This is a genomic window from Azospirillum agricola (genome assembly GCF_017876095.1).
Taxonomy (GTDB): Bacteria; Pseudomonadota; Alphaproteobacteria; order Azospirillales; family Azospirillaceae; genus Azospirillum; species Azospirillum agricola.
On sequence record NZ_JAGINM010000003.1, the window covers coordinates 405776 to 429731 of the forward strand.

25 protein-coding genes are annotated in these 23956 nt (G+C 69.1%); 2 read left to right on the forward strand and 23 right to left on the reverse strand.

The window, feature by feature from the left end; genetic code table 11:
* Window positions 1-77 precede the first annotated feature (77 nt).
* The gene (locus J2847_RS06110; RefSeq protein WP_209777933.1) at window positions 78-452 is read right to left on the reverse strand and encodes a response regulator; all 375 of its coding nucleotides are present in this window, start codon (window positions 450-452) and stop codon (window positions 78-80) included.
* A gap of 11 nt (window positions 453-463) precedes the next feature.
* A complete protein-coding gene (locus J2847_RS06115) occupies window positions 464-1852 on the reverse strand; it encodes an ATPase domain-containing protein (RefSeq protein ID WP_209777935.1) in 1389 nt (462 codons plus the stop codon).
* A 387-nt stretch (window positions 1853-2239) separates the two neighbouring features.
* Between J2847_RS06115 and J2847_RS06120 the strand changes: the two genes are divergently transcribed.
* Window positions 2240-2410: a hypothetical protein gene (locus J2847_RS06120; protein WP_209777936.1), complete on the forward strand. Its 171-nt coding sequence runs from the start codon at window positions 2240-2242 to the stop codon at window positions 2408-2410.
* 18 nt (window positions 2411-2428) lie between these two features.
* Here the strand turns inward: J2847_RS06120 and J2847_RS06125 are convergent, their stop codons facing one another.
* The 21 genes from J2847_RS06125 to J2847_RS06225 all read right to left on the reverse strand — a co-directional run bounded on the left by J2847_RS06125 (window position 2429) and on the right by J2847_RS06225 (window position 22047).
* Window positions 2429-3646 carry an acyl-CoA dehydrogenase family protein gene (locus tag J2847_RS06125; protein ID WP_209777938.1) on the reverse strand — a complete coding sequence of 406 codons (1218 nt, stop codon included), beginning with the start codon at window positions 3644-3646 and terminating at the stop codon, window positions 2429-2431.
* A 33-nt stretch (window positions 3647-3679) separates the two neighbouring features.
* Entirely contained in the window at window positions 3680-4672 is a 993-nt protein-coding gene (locus J2847_RS06130) for an ABC transporter substrate-binding protein (RefSeq protein WP_209777940.1), read from the reverse strand.
* Between the two features lie 38 nt (window positions 4673-4710).
* Window positions 4711-5496: a class II aldolase/adducin family protein gene (locus tag J2847_RS06135; protein ID WP_209777942.1), complete on the reverse strand. Its 786-nt coding sequence runs from the start codon at window positions 5494-5496 to the stop codon at window positions 4711-4713.
* 27 nt (window positions 5497-5523) lie between these two features.
* The gene (locus J2847_RS06140; protein ID WP_209777943.1) at window positions 5524-6483 is read right to left on the reverse strand and encodes a D-isomer specific 2-hydroxyacid dehydrogenase family protein; all 960 of its coding nucleotides are present in this window, start codon (window positions 6481-6483) and stop codon (window positions 5524-5526) included.
* A gap of 7 nt (window positions 6484-6490) precedes the next feature.
* Complete coding sequence (locus tag J2847_RS06145) at window positions 6491-7615, reverse strand: LLM class flavin-dependent oxidoreductase (RefSeq protein WP_209777945.1); 1125 nt, start codon at window positions 7613-7615, stop codon at window positions 6491-6493.
* 44 nt (window positions 7616-7659) lie between these two features.
* Entirely contained in the window at window positions 7660-8697 is a 1038-nt protein-coding gene (locus J2847_RS06150; protein WP_209777947.1) for an ABC transporter substrate-binding protein, read from the reverse strand.
* A gap of 28 nt (window positions 8698-8725) precedes the next feature.
* Window positions 8726-9577, reverse strand: a complete 852-nt coding sequence (locus tag J2847_RS06155; RefSeq protein ID WP_209777948.1) for an ABC transporter ATP-binding protein — start codon at window positions 9575-9577, stop codon at window positions 8726-8728.
* Between the two features lie 6 nt (window positions 9578-9583).
* On the reverse strand, window positions 9584-10390 hold the full coding sequence (locus J2847_RS06160; protein ID WP_209777950.1) for an ABC transporter permease subunit: 807 nt from the start codon (window positions 10388-10390) through the stop codon (window positions 9584-9586).
* Between the two features lie 127 nt (window positions 10391-10517).
* On the reverse strand, window positions 10518-11426 hold the full coding sequence (locus J2847_RS06165) for a LysR substrate-binding domain-containing protein (RefSeq protein ID WP_209777951.1): 909 nt from the start codon (window positions 11424-11426) through the stop codon (window positions 10518-10520).
* A gap of 18 nt (window positions 11427-11444) precedes the next feature.
* Complete coding sequence (locus J2847_RS06170; protein ID WP_209777953.1) at window positions 11445-12428, reverse strand: ABC transporter substrate-binding protein; 984 nt, start codon at window positions 12426-12428, stop codon at window positions 11445-11447.
* Window positions 12425-13267 carry an HAD family hydrolase gene (locus J2847_RS06175; protein ID WP_209777955.1) on the reverse strand — a complete coding sequence of 281 codons (843 nt, stop codon included), beginning with the start codon at window positions 13265-13267 and terminating at the stop codon, window positions 12425-12427. Before J2847_RS06175 ends, J2847_RS06170 begins: the two co-directional genes overlap by 4 nt.
* Complete coding sequence (locus J2847_RS06180) at window positions 13264-14142, reverse strand: TauD/TfdA dioxygenase family protein (RefSeq protein WP_209777956.1); 879 nt, start codon at window positions 14140-14142, stop codon at window positions 13264-13266. Before J2847_RS06180 ends, J2847_RS06175 begins: the two co-directional genes overlap by 4 nt.
* Before the next feature lie 9 nt (window positions 14143-14151).
* The gene (locus tag J2847_RS06185) at window positions 14152-15186 is read right to left on the reverse strand and encodes an ABC transporter substrate-binding protein (protein WP_233474312.1); all 1035 of its coding nucleotides are present in this window, start codon (window positions 15184-15186) and stop codon (window positions 14152-14154) included.
* 20 nt (window positions 15187-15206) lie between these two features.
* A complete protein-coding gene (locus J2847_RS06190) occupies window positions 15207-16814 on the reverse strand; it encodes a rhodanese-like domain-containing protein (RefSeq protein ID WP_209777959.1) in 1608 nt (535 codons plus the stop codon).
* A 14-nt stretch (window positions 16815-16828) separates the two neighbouring features.
* On the reverse strand, window positions 16829-17458 hold the full coding sequence (locus J2847_RS06195) for a cysteine dioxygenase family protein (protein ID WP_209777961.1): 630 nt from the start codon (window positions 17456-17458) through the stop codon (window positions 16829-16831).
* A gap of 12 nt (window positions 17459-17470) precedes the next feature.
* Window positions 17471-18265, reverse strand: coding sequence for an ABC transporter ATP-binding protein (locus tag J2847_RS06200; RefSeq protein ID WP_233474313.1), 795 nt, complete (start codon window positions 18263-18265; stop codon window positions 17471-17473).
* The gene (locus J2847_RS06205; protein ID WP_209777963.1) at window positions 18259-19311 is read right to left on the reverse strand and encodes an ABC transporter permease; all 1053 of its coding nucleotides are present in this window, start codon (window positions 19309-19311) and stop codon (window positions 18259-18261) included. Before J2847_RS06205 ends, J2847_RS06200 begins: the two co-directional genes overlap by 7 nt.
* A gap of 39 nt (window positions 19312-19350) precedes the next feature.
* Window positions 19351-19977 (reverse strand): malonic semialdehyde reductase, encoded by a 627-nt coding sequence (locus J2847_RS06210; RefSeq protein WP_209777965.1) that lies wholly within the window; start codon window positions 19975-19977, stop codon window positions 19351-19353.
* 28 nt (window positions 19978-20005) lie between these two features.
* Window positions 20006-21340, reverse strand: coding sequence for a phenylacetate--CoA ligase family protein (locus tag J2847_RS06215; RefSeq protein ID WP_209777966.1), 1335 nt, complete (start codon window positions 21338-21340; stop codon window positions 20006-20008).
* Between the two features lie 38 nt (window positions 21341-21378).
* The gene (locus J2847_RS06220) at window positions 21379-21576 is read right to left on the reverse strand and encodes a hypothetical protein (RefSeq protein WP_209777968.1); all 198 of its coding nucleotides are present in this window, start codon (window positions 21574-21576) and stop codon (window positions 21379-21381) included.
* A 264-nt stretch (window positions 21577-21840) separates the two neighbouring features.
* Entirely contained in the window at window positions 21841-22047 is a 207-nt protein-coding gene (locus J2847_RS06225) for a hypothetical protein (RefSeq protein ID WP_209777969.1), read from the reverse strand.
* A gap of 385 nt (window positions 22048-22432) precedes the next feature.
* Between J2847_RS06225 and J2847_RS06230 the strand changes: the two genes are divergently transcribed.
* The gene (locus J2847_RS06230) at window positions 22433-23923 is read left to right on the forward strand and encodes a thymidine phosphorylase family protein (RefSeq protein WP_209777971.1); all 1491 of its coding nucleotides are present in this window, start codon (window positions 22433-22435) and stop codon (window positions 23921-23923) included.
* Window positions 23924-23956: the final 33 nt, after the last annotated feature.

The window sequence follows — 23956 nt, forward strand, 5'->3', positions numbered from 1 at the left end:
ATGGCACGCGTGCCGTCGCCCTGGAATCCGCCCGGGAGGCGATCGACGCCGCCTGCAATCCGACATTCGGCTTGGGGTCACGCGCCGCCGGCTTCGCCGGCGTCACCGGCAAGGATCCGCCGTACCGCCGCGACCAGCGAGACCGGTCGGAAAGGCTTCTGAAGAAAGGCCGTGGAGAGTGAGCGCGCCGAGGGCGACAGAGGCAAGGCGCTCATGAGGATGACCGGAACGGCCTCCATCCCGGGGCGGTTCCGCGCCGTTGCCACCCATTCCTCTCCCCCCATGCGCGGCATCATCATGTCGCTGACGATCATGGTGATATCGGGGACGAGAAGAGCCAGCGCCTCGGCGCCGTCCGACGCCTCGATCACCTGATGGCCATCCTCGACCAGCAGCTCGGTCAACAGCATCCGGATGACCGCTTCGTCCTCAGCCAGCAGAATCTTGGCCACGCGCGTTTCCCTCAGCCAGCCAAGACGATGCCGGTCGGTCCGATGGTGTAGGTGGTCAGTCGGGTGTCGAAATCGCGGTCCGGCACCTTGACGATGGACAACATCTTGTGAATGTTCTCGTTGCGCTCGACCAGCCGCATGGTCAACAGATTGTCGATCAAGGGTGACAGCTCCGCCACACCCAGGGGTGCCGGCGCCGGGGAGTACCCATCCCCCGTCATCGCCGAGGTGTAGAGGGTGGTGACCGCCAACGCCCGCAGCTCGTTGCCCAGCGCCGTCAGGAATCGGCCCATCCGCCCGCTCTCCACCAAGTTCTGCTGGAACCCGGCGATCCCGTCCACCACCAGCCGCCGCGCCCCGCTGCGTTCCAACTCGTCCAGCAGCCAGGCGGCGACCTCGTCCACCAGGATTTCCGTCGGCGAGCACCAGTGCAGGTGCAGCACACCGGAGGCTTCCAGCGCGGCGACGTCCACGCCGATTCCCCGGGCCTTGTGACGAAGCCGGTCAGGACTTTCATAAAAGCCGAGGAACAGGCACGGGGCTTCGGACGTGGCGGCGCCGGCGAATTGCAGGGCGGCGACGGTCTTGCCGGTCCCCGAGGGCCCGGTGAGCAGGCTGGCGGAGCCGATGGCCAGCCCGCCCTTCAGCATGCGGTCCAGTTTGGTGATGCCGGTGCTGACGAAGGTTGGGGCGGAGGAGGGCTCCGGTTTGCGTCCGGCCAGCCCTTCCAGACGTGGGTAGACCTCGACGCCGTGTTCGGAGATGCGGTAGTGGTGACGGCCGCGCACGGCGTTGCCGCCGCGGAACTTGTGCACCTCCAGCTCTCGGACGACGCGACCCTCGGCCCGGACATCGGTCATTTCGAGCCAGCCATCGACCATGGTGTATTCCGGACTGCCCGGTTCACGCTTGGCGTTGGTGAGCAGCAGCAGCGTCAGCCCCGTGACATGGGCGTGGGCTTGCAGCTCGTGCACCAAACGGCGGAAGGCGTGGCTTGAGCCGGCAGCCTCCTCGGCGGCGAACAGGCCGTCGAGCACCACCAGCTCCGCCTTGTGCCGCTCGGCCTCCGTGCGCACCAGACGCGACAGGCCGGACAGGCCGTTCTTCTCCAACTCGGGGTAACCGCTGACGTAGGTGAGGCGCCCTGCCACGATCTCCGGATCGAAGAAGGTCATCTGGCCAAGATGGGCCATCATGCGGTCATGTCCTTCGGACAGCAGCGTGATGTAGACGACGCGGCCGTCCTCTCGGATGCGGTGGCTGGCGATCTGGTTGGCCAGGACCGTCTTACCGGCGCCGGGGAAGCCTTGAAGGATATAGGCGCCACCGCGCAGCAGCCCGCCATCGAGGATCAGATCGAGGCTGGCAATGCCGGTGGGCAGGCGATCGAGCTTGCGCATGGTTCCCTGAAGCGGTTCAAGCGGTGCGTGGCGCCGGGGAAACATACAGGAAAAGGCAATGGCTTGGCTCACCGCAATTGCGGCCCGACATGCCATTCCGAAGGACCGGAGGATGCCGTGCGCGGAACCCGTCGGACATTGGCCGGTTTTCCGGGCATGGCGAAGACCCAGGACGATGTGGACGCGACAGCGTCCCTTGAGCGGCTCCGGCGGTGCCAGGCGATCCTGGACCAATTCGCACGAATCACTTCCGAGACGCGGCGGTCGGATCAGCTGCTTCAAGTGGTCTGCGTGCAAGCGGCGCGGGTCGTGTCCCGAGGCGTGGTGTAGGAGCCTGGGCGCTCCTCATTCCTCGAAGCGGTGTTCGTCGAGCAGGCGGGCCTCCCCGTGGAGGAAGGCTGCGACCTCCGCCAGGGGGGACACGATCGAGCTGCGCTGCGCACCGCGCTCCGCGCCTGCTGCAACCGTTTCAACGAGGCGCTGGGGGTCGAGATCGAGGAGGGCGCCCTGACCCTGCCGCTGGCCCGAGGTGCAGGGTTGGGCATTCGGTCGCAATGACCGTTGTAATCCGAGACTTCAGCCTGTAAGGGCAGCGCGGCCGGCGCCGGTCAGGATCATGTCGTTCTGCGGTGCATGGACGCGGGCGCACAGCACATCGCGGTGATGGCGCTCCAGTGGGTTGTCGCGCGACAGACCGGGATTGCCGGTGATCTCCAGCGCCCGCGCCACCGCGTCGATGGCGTTGTTGGTGACGGTGTATTTCACCAGCAGGCTGTCACTGGACGTCGGCGGGGTACCGCCATCCACCGCCACCGACAGGGAGCGCAACAGCACGCGGTTGGTCAGCAGCAGCGCCTCAATCCCGCCCAACGCCTCTTGAAGACGGGGAACCGTCGCCAGCGAGGCTCCGGCCAAGCCGGTTGGCTTGCGCGCGTGCAGGAAGCCGACCAGCCAGTTGCGGGCGGAGCGGGCGACGCCGTCATAGACGCCGCTGAACAGGGTGGCCATCCAGGCGGTGGCTACCGCGTCGGGAGCCGCCCAGCCGGCTGGCGGGCGAAGCGCGCCGGCATGGTCGTCGGGAACGAAGACATCGGTGAACACCACCTCGTGGCTGCCGCTGGCCCGCATTCCGATATGGTTCCAGGTCTCGCGCACCTCGATGCCCTGTTCGGCAAGGCCAGTGCCGCGCGGAACCACCCAAGTGCCGACCCGTGGCTCGGCCTCGTCGGTGCGGGCCCAGACGCCGAGCCAGGACAGCGCCGGAATGCCGGTGGAATAGATCTTGGTGCCGGAGATAAGCCAGCCGCCCGGCACCTTGCGCGCTACGGTGGCCGGCAGGCCGCCACGGTGGGGCGTTCCCAGCTCCGGTTCCACCCGCAGGATGTTGATCAGACCGCCATCGGTCGCCGCAGAACGGGCGATGGGCTCGCGCAGCGCCTCCGCCCAGGCGGGACCGCGCCAGAGCTGGCTGTGGATGACATAATGCAGCACCAGAACCAGCGCGGTGGACGGCTCGCCGCGCGCGATCCCGTTCACCACCGCCAGCGCGTCGCGCAGCCCGCCGCCCTTGCCCCCGAACGCGGTGGGGGACACCAGCGCCAGCAGCCCGGATTCCCGCAGCCGGTCGAAATTCTCGAAGGGGAAGCTGGCGGCGGCGTCATGCTCGGCGGCGCGCAGGGCGAACTCAGCGGCCAGATCGGCGATGAGCGACGGATTGGCCAGAGGGGCGGTGCCGGCCTCGCCAAGGACGGCGCCAAACGGGGCAGCCGGGAAGGGCGGATCGTCGAAGGGCATGGCGGGCGGCTCCGCGGTGAGGGAAGAAGGAGATCAGGCGAGATCGACCGTGATCCGCCCGGCGAAGCGCTGGCTGTCGGTGGAGCGCTTGATGACCGACACGCTCTTCAGTTCGTCGGTGTAGAGTGCCAGCTGCTGGCGCAGTTCGTCGCCGATGGGGGTGACGTTGTGGGCGTGGCTGCGCAGCATCGCCTCCAGCTCCTCCACCGGGAATTTCGGGGCGAAGGGGGCGTAGGCCGCGGCGGCGGCGCGCGGATCGGCATAGGCGGCGTGCTGCGCTTCGATCAGCGCGGTGGTCAGCGCCTTGGCCGCCGGGCGGTTGTCGCGAAGCAGGCTGCCGCGCACGCCGACGAGGCAGCAGGTGCGGGTGGCGAACTCGCCGCAGACATTGTTGGTGATCTCCACCATCTGCGGATTCTTGGTCTGGCTCCAAACCAGCGGGTCGCCGTCGGCGATGGCGTGGATTTCCCCCTTCTCCACCGCCAGACCCAGCAGGTCGGCGGGGAACTGACGCCATTCGACGTCCTTGTTGGGGTCGAGGCCGAACTTGGTCAGCACGACCGAGAAGAAGTTCTTCGACGGGCTGGCCATGTCGCTGACGCCGATCACCTTGCCCGGCAGGTCGAGCACCGTCTTCACTCCCGCCGCCTTGGCCCCGAACAGCCGCATGCAGCCGCCATGCAGGCCGGCGGAGATCTTCACGTCGAAGCCCTGTTCCAGCGGCTTCAGCCAGCGCAGCGCCATGCCGACGCCGGCATCGGCCTTGCCGGTGGCGATGGCCTCCAGCAGTTGGTCGGTGGAGCCGGTGAAGTTGACCAGCTCGACCTCCAGCCCGTGCTTCTTGAACAGGTCGAGCTGGAAGGCCAGCGGCACGGCGGAGAAGCAGACCGCACCCGCGTTCCAGGACAGGCGCAGCGGTTCCGCCGCCACCGCCCGGCGGCGCAGCACGAAGGGGGCGGCGAGGGCGACGGCACCGGCGGCGATCAGGCCGCGGCGGGACAGGGAAAGGGCCGGTTTCGCAATCATCGGTCAGGGGCTTTCGCGAAGGATGGGGCGGGGCGGGGTCAGTCGAGCAGATCGGGTTCGGCCGCGACGATCCATTCCCAAAGCGGGTGGAAATTGTAGGCGCCGCCTTGGTGGGTGCCGACCTGGGAACGGGTGAGCAGGGCCGTCTCATGGTCGATGGGCTGGGGCCGGCCGGCGGCCTCCGCCAGCAATTGGGTGTGGGCGGCGTTGTCGGCACTGATGAACCACCAGGCCGCGGCCTCCACGCTCGGGCCGACGGTCAGCAGCCCGTGGTTCTTGAGGATCGCCAGCTTTTTGTCGCCCAGCGCCTCCACCAGCCGGTTGCCCTCGCCTTCGGTCAGGACGACGCCGGAATAGGGATCGAAGATCACCTGATCCTCGTAGAAGGCGGCGGCATCCTGGCTCAGCGGGGCGAGCGGCAGGCCAAGCGCCGACCACGCCTTGCCATAGGTCGAATGGGTGTGGGCGGCGGCGATCACGTCGGGCCGCGCCCGGTGGATGGCGGAATGGATGGTGAAGCCGGCCTGATTGATGGCGCGGTCGCCCTGAAGGATGTTGCCGTCGCCATCGACCAGATGCAGGTCCGACACCCGGATGGTGCGGAAATGCTGGCCCAGCGGGTTGATCCAGAAGCGGTCGGGATATTCCGGATCGCGGGCGGTGACATGGCCGGCCAGCCCCTGGTCGAAGCCATAGCGGCCGAACAGGCGGAAGGTGGCCACCAGCCGCTGCTTGCGGTGCTGCCGCTCCTCCTCGACGCTGCTGTGGCTGACCGGATCGACCGGCGGCCAGAATTTGCGCGGTCTCGGCTGGATGTGGGTCATCGGAAAAAGGCTCCGTCGGGAAAGGGGTCAATAGCCGGCGCGGGCATTCACCACGTCGCGCAACGGTCCGCCGCGCGCGTAGGCGTCGAGATTGGCGAGGATGCGGTCGCCGAGCCGCCGGTCGAAATCGGGGTCGGACCATGAGACATGCGGCGTCAGGCGGATGCCGGGGTGGCTGTAGAAGGGATGGCCGGCGGGCAGCGGCTCGGGATCGGTGACGTCCAGCGTGGCGCCGGCGATCCGCCCGTTATCGATGGCGGTGAGCAGCGCCTGCTGGTCGACCAGCGCGCCGCGCGCGACATTGACCAGATGCAGCCCCGGCTTGGCCTGGGCCAGCAGCCCGGCGCCGACCAGCCCGCGGGTGGCGGCGGTCAGCGGCAGGGCCAGAACCAGATGGTCGCTGGCCGCCGCCAAATCCTCCAGCCGGTCGAACGGCTCGACGCCCGGCTCCGGCACCACCCACCCCGAACGGCGCACCGCCCCGACGGTCAGACCGAAAGCGCTCGCCCGCTCGGCGACGGCCCGGCCGATGGCGCCGAAACCGGCCAGCCCCAACCGCTTGCCGGACAGTCCGCCAAGCGTCTCGCGCCGCCAATCCTCCGGTCCTTGCAGGCGGATGGCGTCCCACCGCTTCTCGAAGGACAGGATGGCGGTCATCACGTAATCGGCGATGGCGACCGCCGACACGCCTCGGGCGCAGGTGACGATGTGCCGTCCTTCCAGCAACCAGGGAGGATAGAAGTCCATGCCGGTGGAGGCCGACTGGATCCAGCGCAGGCCTTCACCCCAGCCCGGGGGCAGCTTGGCGGGGGCCGCGTCCCACCCGATCAGCGGCCGGGTCAGCAGCACCTCGACCCCGGCCGGCAGATCCCAGGGGGCGCGCCCCACCCCATGCGCCAGCACCGTCGGCCGGCAGGGGTGCGCGGCGATGCGCGCCCCCACCACGGGGCCAAGCTGGTTGAGGATCAGCGGGGAGCGGGTCGCCACCTTGCTCTCACTCCGCCGCGACGGCCTGGGCGCGCTGGCGCTCGGCCACCAGCTGGCGGACGCGCGGCAGCAGTTCCCGGCCATAGGCGATGGCGTCGGGCAACGGGTCGAAGCCGCGGATCAGGAAGGTGGTGACGCCGAGATCGTGGTAATCCAGCAGGGCGTCCGCCACCTGATCCGGCGTGCCGACCAGCGAGGTGGAGTTGCCCTTCGCCCCGGTCAGGCCGGCGATGGCGGTCCACAGGCGCTTGTCGTGGCGGTGGCCCTTGTCTGCGATGGCCAGAAGGCGGCGGGCACCCTCGTTGTTCGGCGGCTCGCCGCGGCTGAAGCCGGTCTTGTCGAGCAGCGCCTTGGCCTTTTCATAGATGGCGTCGGCCTTGGCCCAGGCGGCCTCCTCGGTGTCGGCCAGGATCGGGCGCAGCGACAGGCTGAAGGCCGGCTGCGGACGGCCCGCCTTGGCGACGGCGGCGCGCACGCGGGCCAGCAGCTCGCGCACCTGATCGTGGGTCTCGCCCCACACCGCATAGGTGTCGGCGTGGCGCCCCGCCACCTCGACGGCGGCGGACGACGCGCCGGCGATCCACACCGGGATGCCCGACGGGTTGTAGGGCTTCACATGGGAGAATGCCTTCTCGACGCGGTAATATTTGCCCTCGTAATCGAAGGGGGTGTCGCTGGTCCATTCGGCGCGGACGATGTCGAGGAATTCCGACGTGCGGGCGTAGCGGTCGTCCTTGTCCTCCACGACATTTCCATCGCGGGCCAGCTCGCCGCGCTCGGCGCCGGTGATGACGTTGATGGCGACACGGCCGCGGCTCAGCTGATCGAGCGTGGCGAATTGGCGGGCCAGGATGGTCGGAGCCTGGAAGCCGGGGCGGTGGGCGATCAGCACGCCCAGCCGGTCGGTGACGTTGGTGATGTGTTGGCTGACCTGCAAGCTGTCGGGGGCATCGGCGTGGAAGGCCTGAAGCACGGCGTCGAAGCCGCCCAGTTCATGCGCCTTGGCCGTCGTCTCGATATAGTCGCGGTCGACCACCGGCCCCTGGCGCGGGATGATCTCCGACGAATTGTGGTTGCCGACGAAACCGACGAAGCGGAGCGGGTGGGCGATGGAGCTGTGGGCGGTGGTCATGGCGGCGGTCCCCTTTTTGCGTGACGAGGGCGTTGGGAGAGGATTCAGCTGAGCGGACGCGACAGGATGTCGGTGAAGCGGCGGTCGAAGGCCGGAGCGATGTCGATGCGCTTCGGCAGCACGCCCAACTGGTGGAAGATGTCGGCGACATTCTGGGCGGAGGCGATGTCGGCGTCGGTGATCGGCGCCAGATCGCGCTGGCGCGAGTTCTTGCGCAGAATCTCCAGGTCGGTTTCGGCCGGCACGCCGATGGCGGCGGAATGAACCTGTGCCCAACGCTCCAGATTGGCGGCGCGCCAGGCAAAGGCGCGGCGCAGCCGCAGGAGATAATCGCCGATGGCGACGGATTTCCCCGCATCGGCCAGCGCGTCGGGTGAGGCGAGATACAGGTAATTGCCCGACAGATAGCCGTTGGAGGTGACCAGGACCCTGGCGCCCTTCTTGATGGCGAAGGGCACCGAATAGCCGTAGATCGCCCAGGCATCGAGGGCGCCCTGTTCGAAGGCGGCCTGCCCCTCCGACGGAGTCAGGCTGATCGCCTGGATGTCGGTGAAGCGCAGGCCCGCTTCGCCCAGCATTTTGGCGAGGTAATAGTGCGTGGTGGTGGCGCGGACATAGCCGACGCGCTTGCCCTTCAGGTCGGCGACCGATTGGATCGGGCTGCCCGGCGGCACCAGCACCACCTGCCAGTTCACATCGTCCTTGATGACGGCGACGATTGACAGGCGGACGCCGGCGGCGATGCCGAAGGCCGGCGGAATCTCGCTGCTCGACCCGACATCGATGGAGCCGGCATTGATCGCCTCGACGATCAGGTTGCCCGACGCGAATTCAGCGAACCGGGACTGGTAGCTGGACCCGGTGTTTCCGGATGCGTCCAGCACCAGCCCGTCCGCCGCCTTGTAATCGGCGATGCGCAGAACGGTTGGGGAGGTCGGGCCGGATGCGGCCTGTGCAAGGGTGGGCGACGACAGGGTGGGCAGGCCACCGAGCGCCAGCGCACCGCAGGCCCCTGCGGCACCACGCAACAGGCGGCGGCGACCGATGGGGGGAGAGGGAAGGCGAAGGAGGTCGGTCGTCATGGCGGGCGGGATCCGTCGGCGGTGAGGGTCACAGGCTGGGCGCGGCGGCCGCACCGGCGGGCAGGGCGAAGCCTCCCGGTGCCGGATTTGCGCCGGCCGCCCTGGTCTCGACGGGTTGCGGTTCCCTTGCGGCCAGATGCTCCTCATCGACGCCCAGTTCGGCCAGCAGGCGGGAGCGCAGCGCGATGAAGCCGGGATCGCCGTGGCGGCGCGGTCGGGTCAGCGGGATCGGGATGTCGGCGGCGATCCTGCCGTTTGCCATCATCACGGCGCGGTCGGCCAGCAGCAGCGCCTCGTCCACATCATGGGTGACCAGCAGGACGGCGGGGGCATGGGCGTGCCACAGCGTCTCGACCAGCGCTTGCATGCGCAGCCGGGTCAGCGCGTCCAGCGCGGCGAAGGGCTCGTCGAGCAGAAGCAGGCGCGGTTCGCGGACCAAGGCGCGGGCCAGCGCCGCCCGCTGAGCCTCGCCACCCGACAGGGTCAGCGGCCAGGCGTGGGCGCGGTGGGACAGCCCGACCTCCGCCAACGCTGCGAGGCCGCGCGCCTCGGCGTCGGCGTGGCGCAGGCCGAGCGTGACGTTGCGCAGCACCCGCATCCAGGGCACCAGACGCGGCTCCTGGAACACCACCGCGCGCTCGTCCGGCAACTGCACGGCGCCTTCCGGTGCCGGGTCCAGCCGCGCCAGCGTGCGCAGCAGCGTGGACTTGCCACAGCCGGAGCGGCCGAGCAGGGCGGTGAAGGAGCCCGGCTGGAGGTCGAGCGACAGGCCGTCCAGCACGGTGACGGCGCCGAAATTGCGGACGAGGCCGCGGACGCTGACGACAGGCCTGGTGTCGGACTGGGAGGGCGTGGAAATCCGGGGAAGGGCGTGGCTCATGGAGCATCACTCCTTGATGAAGGCTGGGCGCCAGACCAGCGTCGAGCGTTCGATGACGCGGACGATCAGGTCGGCGAGCAGGCCGAGGATGGCGTAGACGATCAGGGCGACGATGATCACGTCGGTGCGCAGGAATTCCCGCGCCGTCATCGCCAGATAGCCGATGCCGCTGGAGGCGTTGATCTGTTCCCCCACCACCAGGCTCAGCCACGCCACCCCGAGCGCATAGCGCAGCCCGGTCAGGAAGGCGGGCAGGGCACCGGGCAGGATGACCTGGGCGATCAGCTCCCACCGGGTCAGACCAAGGGTGGAGACGGCTTCCACCACCTTGGCATCGACGGTGCGGATGCCGGCGAACAGGTTGAGGTAGATCGGAAAGGCGGTGCCGAGCGCCACCAGGGCGATCTTCGGCGTCTCGCCGATGCCGAACCACAGGATGAACAGCGGCACCAGCGCCAGGTGGGGCAGAGTGCGCAGCATTTGCAGCAGGGCGTCCAGCGCATCCTCTCCCCGCCGCGACAGGCCGGCGATCAGGGCGCAGACGGTGCCGGCCGACACGCCGATGGCAAGCCCGGCACTGACCCGAGCGAGCGAGACCAGCAGATGCACCGCCAGCTCGCCACTGACCGTCAGCTCCCAGAAGGCGCTCAGGATTTGGCTGGGCGAGGGAACGGAGCGGGTGGAGATCCAGCCCAGTCCAACGCTGGCCTGCCACAGGACGAGAAGAGCCAGCGGCACGGCACAGCGGCGCAGGCCCGCCGGAAGGGGCAGGGACCGGCGCCCCGTCCCCCTGGTCGCGGTGACTGCCGTCATGGTTCCTCCCGAGGCCGTTCGATTGCGGTGGCTGCGGGAGAAAGAATATCCCTATTCGTGAAATAGGAAAAACAAAAAACACAAAAGGAATTGTTGAGGAAAATTTAAGTAACAAATAATTTTTGTATTATCTGATCCCAGCGTCGCGCAGGACCGTGGCCAGCGAATCCGCAAGAATGCCGTGCAGGCGGTCAACGGCTGGGTTTGCGGCCGACGGGGCGCGATGCAGTTCCAGGGGAACCGATCCCAGTTCCGGTAGGCCATAACGCGGCTCAAGGATTGCCAGCGAGTCCGGCAGGCCAAGAGGCGTGCGGACGGTCACGCCCAGCTCGGCCTCCACCGCCGCCCACAGGCCCGACAGGCTGGGGCTGGTGAAGGTGATGCGCCAGGGGCGCCTGTCGTCGTCCAGCCGCTCGATGCCATGCTGGCGGAACATGCAGGGCGCGTCGAGCAGGGCCAGCGGCACGGGCGTTTCCGGGTCGGCGCGGAAACCGCCGGGCGCCACCCAGGCCACCGGCAGATGGGCCAGCGTCGCGGCGGCGCCGGTCGCCGAGCCGCCTGGAGTGCCGCCGATCTCGCCGAAGGCCAGGGCGAGATCGAGGGCACCCTGCGCCACCCGCTCGCGCAGTTCGCGTCCGCGGCCGACCTGTGCCTCGACATGGATGCGCGGATGGGCGCGGTGGAAGGAGCCGAGCACGGCGGGCAGCCAGCGCTCCGCCAGATCCTGGGGAAAGCCGACCCGCACCGTGCCGTCCATTGCCCGGCCACGGGCGGCGGACAGCGCCTCGTCATTCAGCGCGACGATGCGGCGGGCATAGCCAAGCAGCAGGTCGCCGGCATCGGTCAGCGCCACCGTGCGCCCGGCCTTGCGGAACAGCGGCTGGCCGACCTGCGCCTCCAGCTTCTTCATTTGCAGGCTGATCGCCGACTGGGTCCGGCCGAGCCGTTCGGCGGCGCGGGCGAAGCCGCCATGCTCCATGGCGATCACCAGCGCCCGCAGCACATCCATGTCGAGGTTGGTGGGAAGCAACGCCACCGGATCGTCCCCTTCCCATCAGACCGGCAGCGCGCCGTTGAAGCTGGGATCGAAGATCGCCGCCGCATCCAGCCGCTTCGGGATGATGCCGAACTCCCGCCAGAGATCGGACGTGGCCTGCTGCTCGGCGATGACGGCGCCGTCGAGGGCGACCGGCCGCGCCCGTTCGACGCCGAAGGTGTGACGGGCGATGGCGGGATCGACGCCGACCGTCCTGGCCCAAATGTCGGCATAGGCGTTGCTGTTCTCCAGCGCCCAAAGCCGGGCGGCGGCGAAGCGGTGGATCAGATCGACCAAAGCCTCGCGCTTGGTGGCGATGGCGTCCAGCGTGGCGGATTGGTAGGACAGGCCGCTCATCAGCCCGGTGCCGGTGACGACCGCGCGGGCGCCGTCCACCAGCAGCGCCTGCGATACATAGATGCCCCAGCTCGACCAGGCGTCGACGGAGCCGGCGGCCAGGGCCGACTTGGCGTCCGACGGCAACAGGAAGGCGATCTTCACGTCATCCGGCTTCAGCCCGTTCGCCTTCAGCGTCGCCAGCACGAGGTAATGGCCGATGGAGCCGCGCCCGGTGCCGATGGTCTTGCCCTTCAGGTCGGCGACGCTGCGGATGGGCGAGGCGCCCGGCACCAGGATGGTCGTGCTCTGCGGGTTGGATCGTACGGCACCGATGATCTTGGCCGGGGTGCCGGCGGCCAGCGCGAAGGTGGTCGGCGCGTCGCCGGCATAGCCAACCTCGATGGCTCCTGCGTTCAGCGCCTCCAGCAACGGGGCGGCGGACGGAAACTGGCTCCATTCGATGCGGTAGGGCAAATCGGAGAGAAGCCCGGCGGCCTCGATCACCGACTGCACGCCGCCCTTCTGGTCGCCGACCTTCAGCACGGTGCCGGCCGGAATCGCCGCCCGCGCCTGTCCCGGGGACAGGAGGCCGGCGGTTGCCGCGCCGAGGCCGAGGCCGAGGGCATGGCGGCGCGACAGGGCGATGCGGTTGCCAAGGCTCATGTATGGTCTCCTGCGGAGCGGGGCTCCGGAAAAGGGAAGGGCTTTGTCCGCGCGGCGAGCAGCGCGTCGGCGAGTTCGACGAAGCCGTCGCCGCCGGGACCGCGCGTGATCCAGGCTGGCGGCCTGGGAAGATCGGCCAGGAAGTCGGTCACCGTGCTGACGCCCACTGAGGTCGGGAAATGGGCGAACATCGGTGCGTCGTTGACCGAATCGCCGGCATAGGCGATGGCGTCCGCTTCCGCGTCGATGTCGAGGCGGTGGATTTCGCGCATCACCCGGCGTGCCATGCCCAGTTTGTCGTAACCGCCGAACCAGCCGAGGACCCACAGCGAATTCACGGTCACCTCCGCTCCTGCCGAGCGGTAATGCCGGACCAGCGCCGCCCGCAATCCCGGATCGGCGGGGACGCGGAAGGCGAGGCTGCACAGGCGGAAGGGCTGGTCGCTGGCCAGCTCCACCGCCGGCAATTCGCCGAGGATGGCCTGGCGCAACCGCTCCAGCCGTTCGGTCGCAATCGTCCGTTCCGCGTTCCCATGCCAGAACCGGCGCTCGACGTCGCCGTCGGCGGTGCGGCGGAGGAACAGGCCGCCATTCTCCGCGATCACGCCGTCCACCGGCCACATGCGCGCCATCTGGTCGGCCCAGCCTGCCGGCGCGGCGGTGACAGGCAGCACCGGAATGCCGGCGTCCCGCAGCCGCTCGATGGCGTCATAGGTGCGGGCCGACAGGCGGCCTTGGTGGGTCAGCGTGTCGTCCATGTCGGTCAGGACGAAGCGCACGCGGGCCAGCGCCGCTGTCGGTGCCCTTGCCAGCGGGCGCAGGGTGGCGATGACGCTCATGCCGCCCCCGTCAGCCGCCGGGCCACCGGCATGGCGATCTGGGTGCGGTGCATGAGGCGGCGCTGGCCGTTGGGGAAGGGATCCCGGCGATGCATGGTCCAGCGGTTGTCCCACATCACCAGATCGCCGACCCGCCAGCGATGATGCCAAGCAAGCTCCGGCCGTACCGCCGCTTCCCAGATCTCGTCGAGCAGGGCTTCGCTCTCCGCCACGGACAGGCCGGGGATGTGGGCATGGGGACGGCGGCCCAGCAGGAGCGCCCTGGCCCCGGTCGTGGGGTGGGCGATGACCAGCGGATGCACCGTGCCGGGCGAGGTGGCGACATCGGTTGGCGGGGCGAAGCCCTGGCGCAGACAGCCGCCGCTGTTGGTGGTGCTGTCATGCTTGATCGACAAGCCTTCCACCCGCCGCTTCAGCGCATCGGGCAGGGCGTCGTAAGCGGCGAACATGCTGAGGAAGCCGGTGTCGCCACCCTCGGCCGGTATCTCCAGCGCATAGAGGCCGCTGGCGTAGGGCGGCGTCTCCAGATAGGTCATGTCGGCGTGCCACACCGACTCCCCCGCTCCCAGCGCGCCGATTGGCCGGCCATTCTCCGTGATGTTGGAGATGACGTAGACCTCCTCATAGCCCGGCGCGTGCAGGCGGCCATTCTCCGTGATCGGCGCCTTGTCGAGCGGGCCGAAATGGCGGGAGACGCGGACGAGGTCGGCGTCCGACAGCGCCTGGTCGCGGAAGACCAGCACCAGATGGCGGTCCAGCGCCTGGGCCAGTGCCGACACGGTGGCCGGGCCGAGCGGCCGGGACAGGGCGAGGCCGCGGATTTCGGCGCCGAGCGTCGGCGAGACCGGGTGGATGGCGAAGTCTGCATCGGGCATGGCGGGACCTCAGCTTCCGGCTCGGTCGTGGATATCGGCGAAGAACAGGTCGCGCCAGTCGGCCGGCCGGTTGCGGATGGAGCCGATGCGGGCCATGAAGTCGGTGAAGGTGCCGATGCCACGCGGGGCGAGGTCGTAGGAGATCTCCGGATGGGCGATCATCGCCGCGACCTCCTCCACACCCAGCTTGGAAGTCTCGATGCGGATGTAGGCGCGGGCGGCCTCCTGCGGGTCGGCCTTGATCAGTGCAACCGATTCCTCAAGCGCCGCCAGCACCGCCTTCGTCAGCTTCGGGTTGGCGTCGTGGAAGGCGGCGGAGGTCCACAGCGCGCTGAAGGAGGCCGGACCGCCCAGCACGTCATAGCTGCTCAGCACCTTGTGGATCTTCGGATCGCGCAACTGCTGGTCCTGGAAGGGCGGGCTGGTGAAATGGGCGGTGATCTCGGTCTTGCCGGAGAGCAGGGCGGCGGTGCCGTCGGGATGGGCCAGCGAGACGGTCTGAGGGTCGAGCGTCGCATGCTGGCCAGGGCCGAACGCCTGCTCCGCCGCGATTTGCAGCACGATGGCCTGATAGGAGGCGCGTACGGACGGGACGACGATGCGGTCCTTGTTGGTGAAGTCCTTCAGGCTCTTCACCTCCGGCCGGTTGGTGTTGAGATAGGCCGGCTGGGCGTTCAGCGCCGCAAGGCCGCGGAGGTTGACGTTCCCCCTCGTCTTGTCCCAGGCGATGATGAAGGCCGGCACGCCGGCCGCGCCGAAATCAGCGTTGCCGGACAGGGTCGCCTCGGTGATCGTCGTCGGGTTGCCGAGTGGGGTGTAGCTGGCCTTTACCTCCCCCAGACCGGCGGCGCGCGCCTGCGTCTCCACCAGCCCCTTGTCCTGCATGACATGGAGCGGCAGGTAGCCGAGGCCGAGATTGCGGGCGAAGCGGACCTCCGTCGCCTCCGCCCGCACCGGGGCCGGCTTAAGGCCGGCACCCCCGACGGCGAGCAGCAGCGCCGTGACCAACAGGGTCCGGCGCGGGATGGGAAAGGGCATGGTCATGGCGGGTCTCATCGAAGCCATCAGACGACGAAGAAATTGTGGGCGGCGTCGCGCTTGAGCTGATTGACCAGCTCCAGCTCCCAGTCGATGTAGCCCTGCATGGCGGCGGCGCTGTTGTCGGTGCCTTCGTAGGGGCGCTTGTAGATGTCGTCGGGTTCCCCTCCCAGCCGGTCGAGGTCGGTGCTGAGCGGCAACCCTGCGGCGACCCAGCCCTTGGTGCCGCCCTCCAGCAGCAGCGGTCGTTGGCCGGCGGGAAAGTCGGCGACCGCATAGCGGGTCAGCGTGCCGTCGCCGCAGGTCAGCACCGGCCGGACCCCCTTGGGCAGGCGGGCGATGATCCCGGCCAGCCGGGCGCGGGTGGAGAAATACGCCCCCGGAACATGGCCGGCGCGGTAGCGCGGGCTGCGGGTGATGTCGATCACCGTCGCCTCGCCATTCTCCAGCAACGCCAGCAGGTCGCGCGGCGCGATGCTTTCCGCCCCGACCTCCGGCACCGGCGGCAGGATACGGCGGTCGGGACCGCTCTCGCTGCCCAGGGGCGAGACGTCGCCCTCCAGGACATGCACCTCCCAGCCGAGCTGGGCAAGCCAGGAGGCGGTCATGTCGGCGCGCGGACCGCCGCCGGCGGCGGGATCATCGGTCAGCACGATGCGGGCGCCGCGTACCGCGACATGCTCGTCGGTCGCCTGCACCAGCTGGCCGCCGGCCGCATGGCGGAAACCCGGCAGATGGCCGGCTTCATATTCCTCCGGCGTGCGCACGTCGAACAGGTGCAGCGTGTGCCGTTCGTCGCCGCGGAAACGGCCGAGCGTCGCCGCATCGATCCGGCCGACCCTGGCACGGTCGGCGACCGCGCGAGCGCGCCGGCGGCCGGCGTCGTCGCCTTCGGCCGACAGGACGGCGGGAAAACGCCCCTCGCGCCCGTTGTCGAGAGCCAGCCCGGCCAATGTCCAGCCGATGGTGCCGTTGCGCAGGGCGGCGACCCGGTTGGGGATGCCGGCATTCACCAGCGACTGCGTGCCGATGATCGACCGCGTGCGGCCGGCGCAGTTGACGACCACCAGGGTCTCGGGATTTGGAGCGATGTCATGGACGCGCTTGACCAGCTCCGCCCCCGGCACGCTGATGCCGCCGGGAATCGACATGGTGCGGTATTCTTCGAAGCGGCGGGCGTCGAGGATGACCAGATCGGCCTTGGCGTCGATCAGCGCCTTGACCTCCGTCGCCGGCAGCGACGGGGTGTGGCGGTGATGCTCCACCCATTCGCCGAAGGCCTTGCTGGGGACATTCACGTCCCGGTAGATCTCGAATCCGGCGGCGATCCAGCCGGCCAGCCCCCCCTCCAGCAAGGTCACGTCGCCATAGCCCAGCGCCTGGAGACGGCGGGCGGCGGGTTCGGCGTAACCTTCCCCGTCGTCATAGACGGTGATCGGCACATCGCGGCGCGGCAACAGGTCGTAGGCCAGCAGCTCCACCCGGCTGAGTGGGACGGAGACCGCGAACAGCGGGTGGGCCAGCGAATAGGGGCCTTCCTCCCGCGCGTCGAGCAGGGCAACCTCGTCGCGCTCGATCCAGGCGCGGCGGATGTCGGCGGGGCGGCGGGTGGCAAGCGGTGCTGCTGCGGTCATGGTGCGTGGAATCCTCAGGCGGCGTGGGGGACGGGCTGCGAGCGGTCCCACAGGTTGGGCAGGGCGGTGTTGGCGTAGCCGGAGATGAAGAGCTTGCGCTGGCCGGTCAACGGGTCGAACACCGAACGGCGGACGGCGCCGATGTTGCCGCCATAGACATGGATGCTGATTGAAGGCCGGTCGGGCAGCGCGTTGGAAATGGCATGGACGTCGCCGATGCGGGGCGATACCGCCTCCACCGCCCCGGCCTCCAGGATCTCGGGCGGATGGGCGATGGGCGTGCCGCCGCCCGCTTGCAGGTCGTAGCGCTGCGAGCGTTCCGACCCGCGCAGGATGCCGACGAGGCCCCAGACCGTATGGTCGTGGATCGGCGTCCGCTGCCCCGGCCCCCAGACGAAGCTGACGACGGAAAAGCGCTCATATGGATCGCAATGCAGCAGATACTGCCGGTAATGCACCGGATCGGGCTTGGCATAGGCGTCAGGCAGCCAGTCGTCGGTGGCGATCAGTCCGGCCAGCAGGGCGCGGCCGGCGTCCAGCACGGCGGCCTCGTCGTCGCCGTGCCGCTCCACCAGCCGCGTGAAATCGGCGATGAAACCGCGCAGGCGGGGCAGGTTGGGGGTGGTTGTCTTGTCGTCGGGCATGGTCGCAGGGCCTCACCAGGTCTCGGCAAGGCCGAGCAGTTCGAGAATGCGGTGGCGCAGTTCGGTCAGAACCGGATCGCCGCGGTGGCGGGGATAGGGGCGGTCGATGGGCAGGTCGGCCTTGATGCGGGCCGGGCGCTCGCTGAACACGATCACGCGGGTCGCCATGAACAGGGCCTCCTCGATGTCGTGCGTCACCAGGAGGCCGGTGAAGCCGGCGCGGCGCCACAGTTCGACCAGTTCGCTCTGCATCGCCAGCCGGGTCAGGCTGTCGAGCTTGCCCAGCGGTTCGTCCAGCACCAGCAGGCGCGGATCGTTGACCAGCGCACGGGCCAGGGCGGCGCGCTGGGCCATGCCGCCCGACAGCTGGTGCGGATAGGCCTTCTCGAAGCCGGTCAGCCCGACCAGCGCCAGCGCCTCGTCCACACGATGGCCTTGGCTGCGCAGCAGCCCGCGCGCCTCCAGCCCGAGGGCGGCATTGTCGCGCACGGTGCGCCAGGGATAGAGCGTCGGGTCCTGGAACACCACGACGCGCGACGGGTCGGGGCCGGCGATCGGGCGGCCGTCGGCCAGGATGCGGCCATGGCTGGGCGGCTCCAGCCCGGCGATCAGGCGCAGCAAGGTGGATTTGCCGCAGCCGCTCGGCCCCAGCAGGGCGACCAGCTCGCCCGGCTCCACCCGAAGCTCGACCCCGTCCAGCACCGGCAGCGGCGCGCCATGCAGCTCGAAACTGTGGCTGACCGCCTGCACGTCGATGGTCATTCCGGCGGTCATTCCGGCGGTGTCGGTGTTTTCCAGCGCTACCATTTCAGCATTCCCTTCTGCCAGGCGAGGAGATGGTCGCGGACGTGGAACAGCAGCGTCACCAGACCGGAGCAGACCAGTGCCATCACCAGCAGGGCCGCATACATGTTGCCGTAGGCGGCCCAGCCCTGGGCCCATTGCAGGTACCAGCCGACTCCCGACTTCACACCCAGCATCTCCGCCACCACGAGAACGGCGAAAGAGGCTCCCAGTCCCATGAACAGTCCGACGAAGACATGCGGCATCGCCGCCGGAACGGCGACCTTCAGCACCAGGAAACGCTGCGAGGCGCCCAGCGTGCGGGCGATGTCGTAATAGGCGCTGTTGACGCCGGCCACGCCGGACCAGGTGAGAATGGTCACCGGCACGCCGCTGGCCAGCGCGATCAGGAAGACGCTGGCGCTCCAACTGGTGGGGAAGGCGAAGAAGGCGATGGGCAACCAGGCGGTGGCCGGCAGCGGGCCGATCAGCCGCAGCACCGGATGGACCCAATAGCCGACCGCGCGCGACCAGCCGATGGCGACCCCCGCCACCACCCCCAGAGCCGATCCGACGGCATAGCCGGTGACCAGCAGCCGCAACGATGCGGCGAAGCAGTCGAGCAGCCGGGGCCAGTCGTCGAGATAGACCTCCAGCAGCGCCTGCGGCGGGACGAAGAAGGGGCGCGGGAGAAGGTTGAGCTTGGCGGTCAGGATCTCCCAGCCGATCACCCCCAGCGCCAGCGCGATCAGCCAGGGCACGGATGCCGACAGCCCGGCGGTGGTGGCGGCCAGCCAGCCACGCGGGGCGGGGCGGAGGATCGCGCTCAACGGCGCCGCCAGCGCCAGCAGCCCGGCGGCCACCAGCAGCAGGCTGGCAAACTCCCCCGTCCGTTCCCACTCCTGGGCGTCGGGCGCATCCGGCCACAGCGCGGTCATGCCCGATGCGGCGAACCACAGCAGGGCGGCGGCGGAAAAGCGCAGCGGAAGGGCGGAGGGAATGGGGGCGCCATTCGGCAAGGCTCCGCCGGTGGCCGCCGGCAGGGCGGCGGCCGTGTCGTTCACGCTCATGATGGGTCTCCGGTTCGGCCGGTGGTTACGGCGTTCGGATCAAAGGATCACCACGGTTGCCGACGCATCCAGCCGCGGGGCGCGCGGGCGTGGGGGTGGACTGTCGGCATGGCCCAGCGCCACCAGGATGTTGGAGCGCAGGCGGCCGTCGGGGAAGAATTCCGCATCCACCGCGGCGGCGTCGAAACCGGACATCGGGCCGGCATCCAGCCCCAGCAGGCGGGCGGCCAGGATCAGATAGCCGGCTTGTAGTGTGCCGTTGCGCAATGCCGTGGATTCGGCCAGCCCCGGGTTGTCGACGAACAGGGGCGACGGGTCGTAATGCGGGCTCAGCAGCGGCAGATGGTCGAAGAAACGGGTGTCGTAGGCGACGATGGCGATGGCGCCGGCCGTCAGCTTGGACTGGTTGCCGCGACTCAGCGCCGGCCGCAGCCGCTCCTTGGCCCCCGGCGTGGTCAGAAAGACGAAGCGCGCCGGGCTGCCGTTGAAGGCGGTGGGTGCCAGTCGGACCAGATCGTAGAGCCGATGCAGCGTCTCCACCGGGACCGGCCGGTCGGACCAGGCTTGAGGGGTTCGGGCGCTGAGGAACAGGCGGTCGGCGGCCAGGGTCAGATCGTCCGGCAACCGCTCTGTGGTGTCGGGGATGGGAAGGGGTGTGTCCGGCATCGAAGCAGGCTCCTTCAGGGAAAAGAGATCAGGACCAGACATGCTGGCGGCGGTCGTCGATTCGTTTGGCCTTGTGGACGGCGCGGGGTAGGGTGTCGGGGGCCAGAAGCGCGACCTCCGCCCCGACGCCGGTCGCGGCCTTCAACTGGCGGCGCAACCGGGTGCGAAGCTCCTCAAGGTTGCCGTTGAAGCCCTGGCGGTGCTCGGCCTCGACCGTCAGGCGGTCCAGCCGATCGACCCGTTCCAGCACCAGCCGGTATTCGCCGGTCAGGGCGGGATCCTGGCGCACCACCGCCTCCACGTCGCCGGGGAACAGGTTGACGCCCTTGACGATCAGCATGTCGTCGAGGCGACCATGCACCCCCTTCAGCCGCAGCGAGGTGCGGCCGCAGCGGCAGGGCTCCGTCGTCACCGACACCACGTCTCCAGTGCGGAAGCGGATGATCGGACGGGCGCGCTTGCGCAGCGTGGTCAGCACCAGTTCGCCGCGTCCGCCTTCCGGAACAGGTTCCTGCGTCCCCGGGGCCAGCACCTCGACCAGGATATGGTCCTCGGCCCAGTGCAGCCCATCCTTCTCCACGCACATGCCGGCGCAGGAGCCGAAGATGTCGGACAGGCCGTAATAGTCATAGACCTCCGCACCCCACAGAGCCTCGATCCGCCCGCGTGTCTCGGGGATGGAACCGCCGGGCTCCCCGGCCACGAACAGGCGGCGAACGGCAAGATCGCGGGCAGGGGCGATGCCCTCGCGCTGGGCGGTCTCACCCAGATGCCAGGCATAGGACGGCGTGGTCCACAGGGCCGTCGCCCGGAACTGGCCCAGCACCCCCAGCAGCCGTTCCGACGGCAGCGTCCCCGCATGGATGCTGAGCGCGCCCAGCTTCTGCGCACCCAGAACGCAGGGACCACCGACGAACAGCGAGAAGTTCAGGGCATGGGCATAGCGATCGGTCGGGCGCAGGCCGCTCGACCAGAACTGCCGCGCCTCATAGTCGATCCACTCCTCGAAATCCTTGGCGGTGAAGGGCGAGGCGGTCGGCACCCCGGTCGACCCGCTGGAGGCGGAGATATAGACGATCTCCCGTTCCGGCACGGCCACCAGATCGCCGAAGGGCGGCACCGCGATCTGGCGGTCGCGGATGGTCGCCTTGTCCAGGAAGGGAAAGCGCCGCAGATCGTCGAGCGTGCGCAGGTCCGAGGGGAGCACGCCGCGCGCGTCGAAGGCCGCGCGGTAATAGGGCGAGCCGTCATAGGCGTGCCGCAGATGGTCTTTCAGCAGATCGAGCTGCAATTGCCGCCAGTCGGCCCGGCTTTGCGTTTCCAGTCCGGGGTGCCAGTAGGCGTCGTCGTCCTGAACCGCCACTTTCGTCTGTTCCTTCAAGAATGAGAGCGCGCGATCGATCAGGCCAAGGCCGCCAGCGACGCCAGGAGGATCACCGAAACGATGCCGAGGCCGAGAGGCAGCAGGCCGCCAGCTTCGGTGGTATCGATCGGCGATTCCGCCAAGCTGTCCGGAGGCGGCAACAGTGGCAGGACCAACGCACCCGACGGGCAGAGCGACGCCATCGCCATCCGCTCGAAATCATCCAGACCCTTCATGGCAAAGCTCCTGATCAGATGGTGGGAAGCGGGCGGCGGTCGCATCTTCCGGCTGTCGGCCGGTCGCCTTCCAACGGCCTGCGCATATTTCAACAGATGGGTGTCGTTTAATTATCTTATTGCCTATAGAAAAATAGGAAAATGACGCGAGGTCAAGAGCCGGCTTTGGGTTGGCCAATGTTTTTCATGGATGCCTCTGTTTTCCAGCCGGTGCATGCTCTTCAGCCCGGCCTTCCATTGCGGCCCGGTATCGCGGCTTCGGCTTCAATGGGCAATTGGCCGCAGATAAATTAAATAATACAACAAAATAAAAGCGTTCTTTCTGTGGTGGCGGCGTGCTTCTTCCAGATCATCGACTGGAACAGCGCAACGGCCTCGCGTGCCTTGACCGTGCCGCGGCACGCCACCCTCGACGGCTGCGACCATCGCCGTCTCCGTTTTGGTCAGAGCATTCCGGCCGATGGTGAGCAAGCGCGCGATCGTCCGCTCTGTCGGTGTGCGGCCAAGCGTTCCGGTCGGCGCCTGGTGGGAGCGCCGTCGGCGGGGCGCCCATTCACCGACGGCACGCAGGCTGTTCCGACACCCGTTCTCTTCTTCAACTGTTGCCGGAGGTCCGCTGCGTTGTGTTGTCCGGCGGCCCATTGTGCATCCAGCCAGGGGAGCAGCCGAGCTCCACAGTTTCCATTCCTATATCTTGACCCAGGTCAATGCCGCCGCGGGGGAAGGGCCCATGCTGGAAGGGTCGGTGCACAGGGACGACGGGAGGTCCCATGGGTGGCGAGACTGTCCTGGATCGGCCGGAGGACCGGCCTTTGCTCCGGCCGGCCGTGCGGCGACGCCGGGGCGGAAGCCGGCCATGCTGACGCTCCGGCATCTGGCGATCGACACCGTGCGGGAGAACGTCGCCTTCCTGAACCGCAACTGCACCCGTTACCACGCCGAGGAATTCCTCGGGCTCGGACGGGTGGAGGTGCGCGGGGAGACGCGGTCGCTGTTGGCCGTGCTCAACATCGTCGACGATCCGGCAATCCTCGGCCCCGACGAGATCGGCCTGTCGGGGCCGGCCTTCCGCCATCTCGGCCTGCCCGAGGGCACGGAGGTCCAACTCGTCCCGCCGACTCCGCCGGAGAGCTTCGAGTTCGTGCGCGCCAAGGTTGAGGGCCGGCCGCTCGGCGAGGCGGAGGTCGCGGCGGTGATCCGCGACATCGCCGGCCATCGCTACGCCAAGATCGAGATCGCCGCCTTCCTGATCGCCTGCGCCAGCTTCATGACCACGGCGGAGGTGCTCGGCCTGACCCGCGCCATGATCGCGGTTGGGGCACGGCTGGACTGGAAGGGCGTCACCCCCATCGCCGACAAGCATTGCATCGGCGGGGTGCCCGGCAACCGCACCTCGATGATCGTGGTGCCGATCGTCGCCGCGCATGGGCTGCCGATCCCGAAAACCTCGTCGCGCGCCATCACCTCGCCCGCCGGCACCGCCGACACCATGGAGGTGCTGGCCAACGTCGACCTGCCGATGGAGCGCATGCAGGATCTGGTGCGCGAGGCGAAGGGCTGCCTGGTCTGGGGCGGCCATGTCCGGCTGTCGCCGGCCGACGACATCCTGATCTCGGTCGAACGGCCGCTGGCCATCGACACCCGCGAACAGCTGGTCGCCTCCATCCTATCGAAGAAGGTGGCGGCGGGGGCGAGCCATCTGCTGATCGACATTCCGGTCGGCCCCACCGCGAAGATCCGGTCGGCCGGTGAGGCGGTGCGGCTGCGCAAGCTGTTCGAGCATGTCGGCGACCAGCTCGGTCTCGTTCTGGAGGTGGCGATCACCGATGGGTCCCAGCCGGTCGGCCGCGGCATCGGCCCGGTGCTGGAGGCGCGCGACGTGATGGCGGTGCTGCGCGGCGCTCCCGATGCCCCGCCGGATCTGAGGGCGCGGGCGCTGCATCTCGCCGGCCGCATCCTCGAATTCGATCCGGCGGTGCGGGGTGGTGCGGGGGAGGGGCTGGCGCGCCGGCTGCTCGATTCCGGTGCGGCGCTGGCGGCAATGGAGCGCATCATGGCGATGCAGGGCCCACCGCCCGCCGCGGCCCGCCTCGGATCGCTGGTGGCCGAAGTGCCGGCCGCCGCCGACGGAGTCGTCGGGGCGTTCGACTGCTACCGGATCGCCCGCATCGCCCGGCTGGCCGGCGCGCCGAACGACAAGGGGGCCGGTATCGACCTGCTGCGCAAGGTCGGCGACCCGGTGCGCAAGGGGGAGCCGTTGTACCGCATCCACGCCGGTACCAACGCCGATTTCACCTTCGCCCAGGCCCACGCCGCCGAGGGGTGCGGGGTCGTCCTTGTGACCTGACGCGCCGGGCATTGGACGCCGGGCATTGGAGGA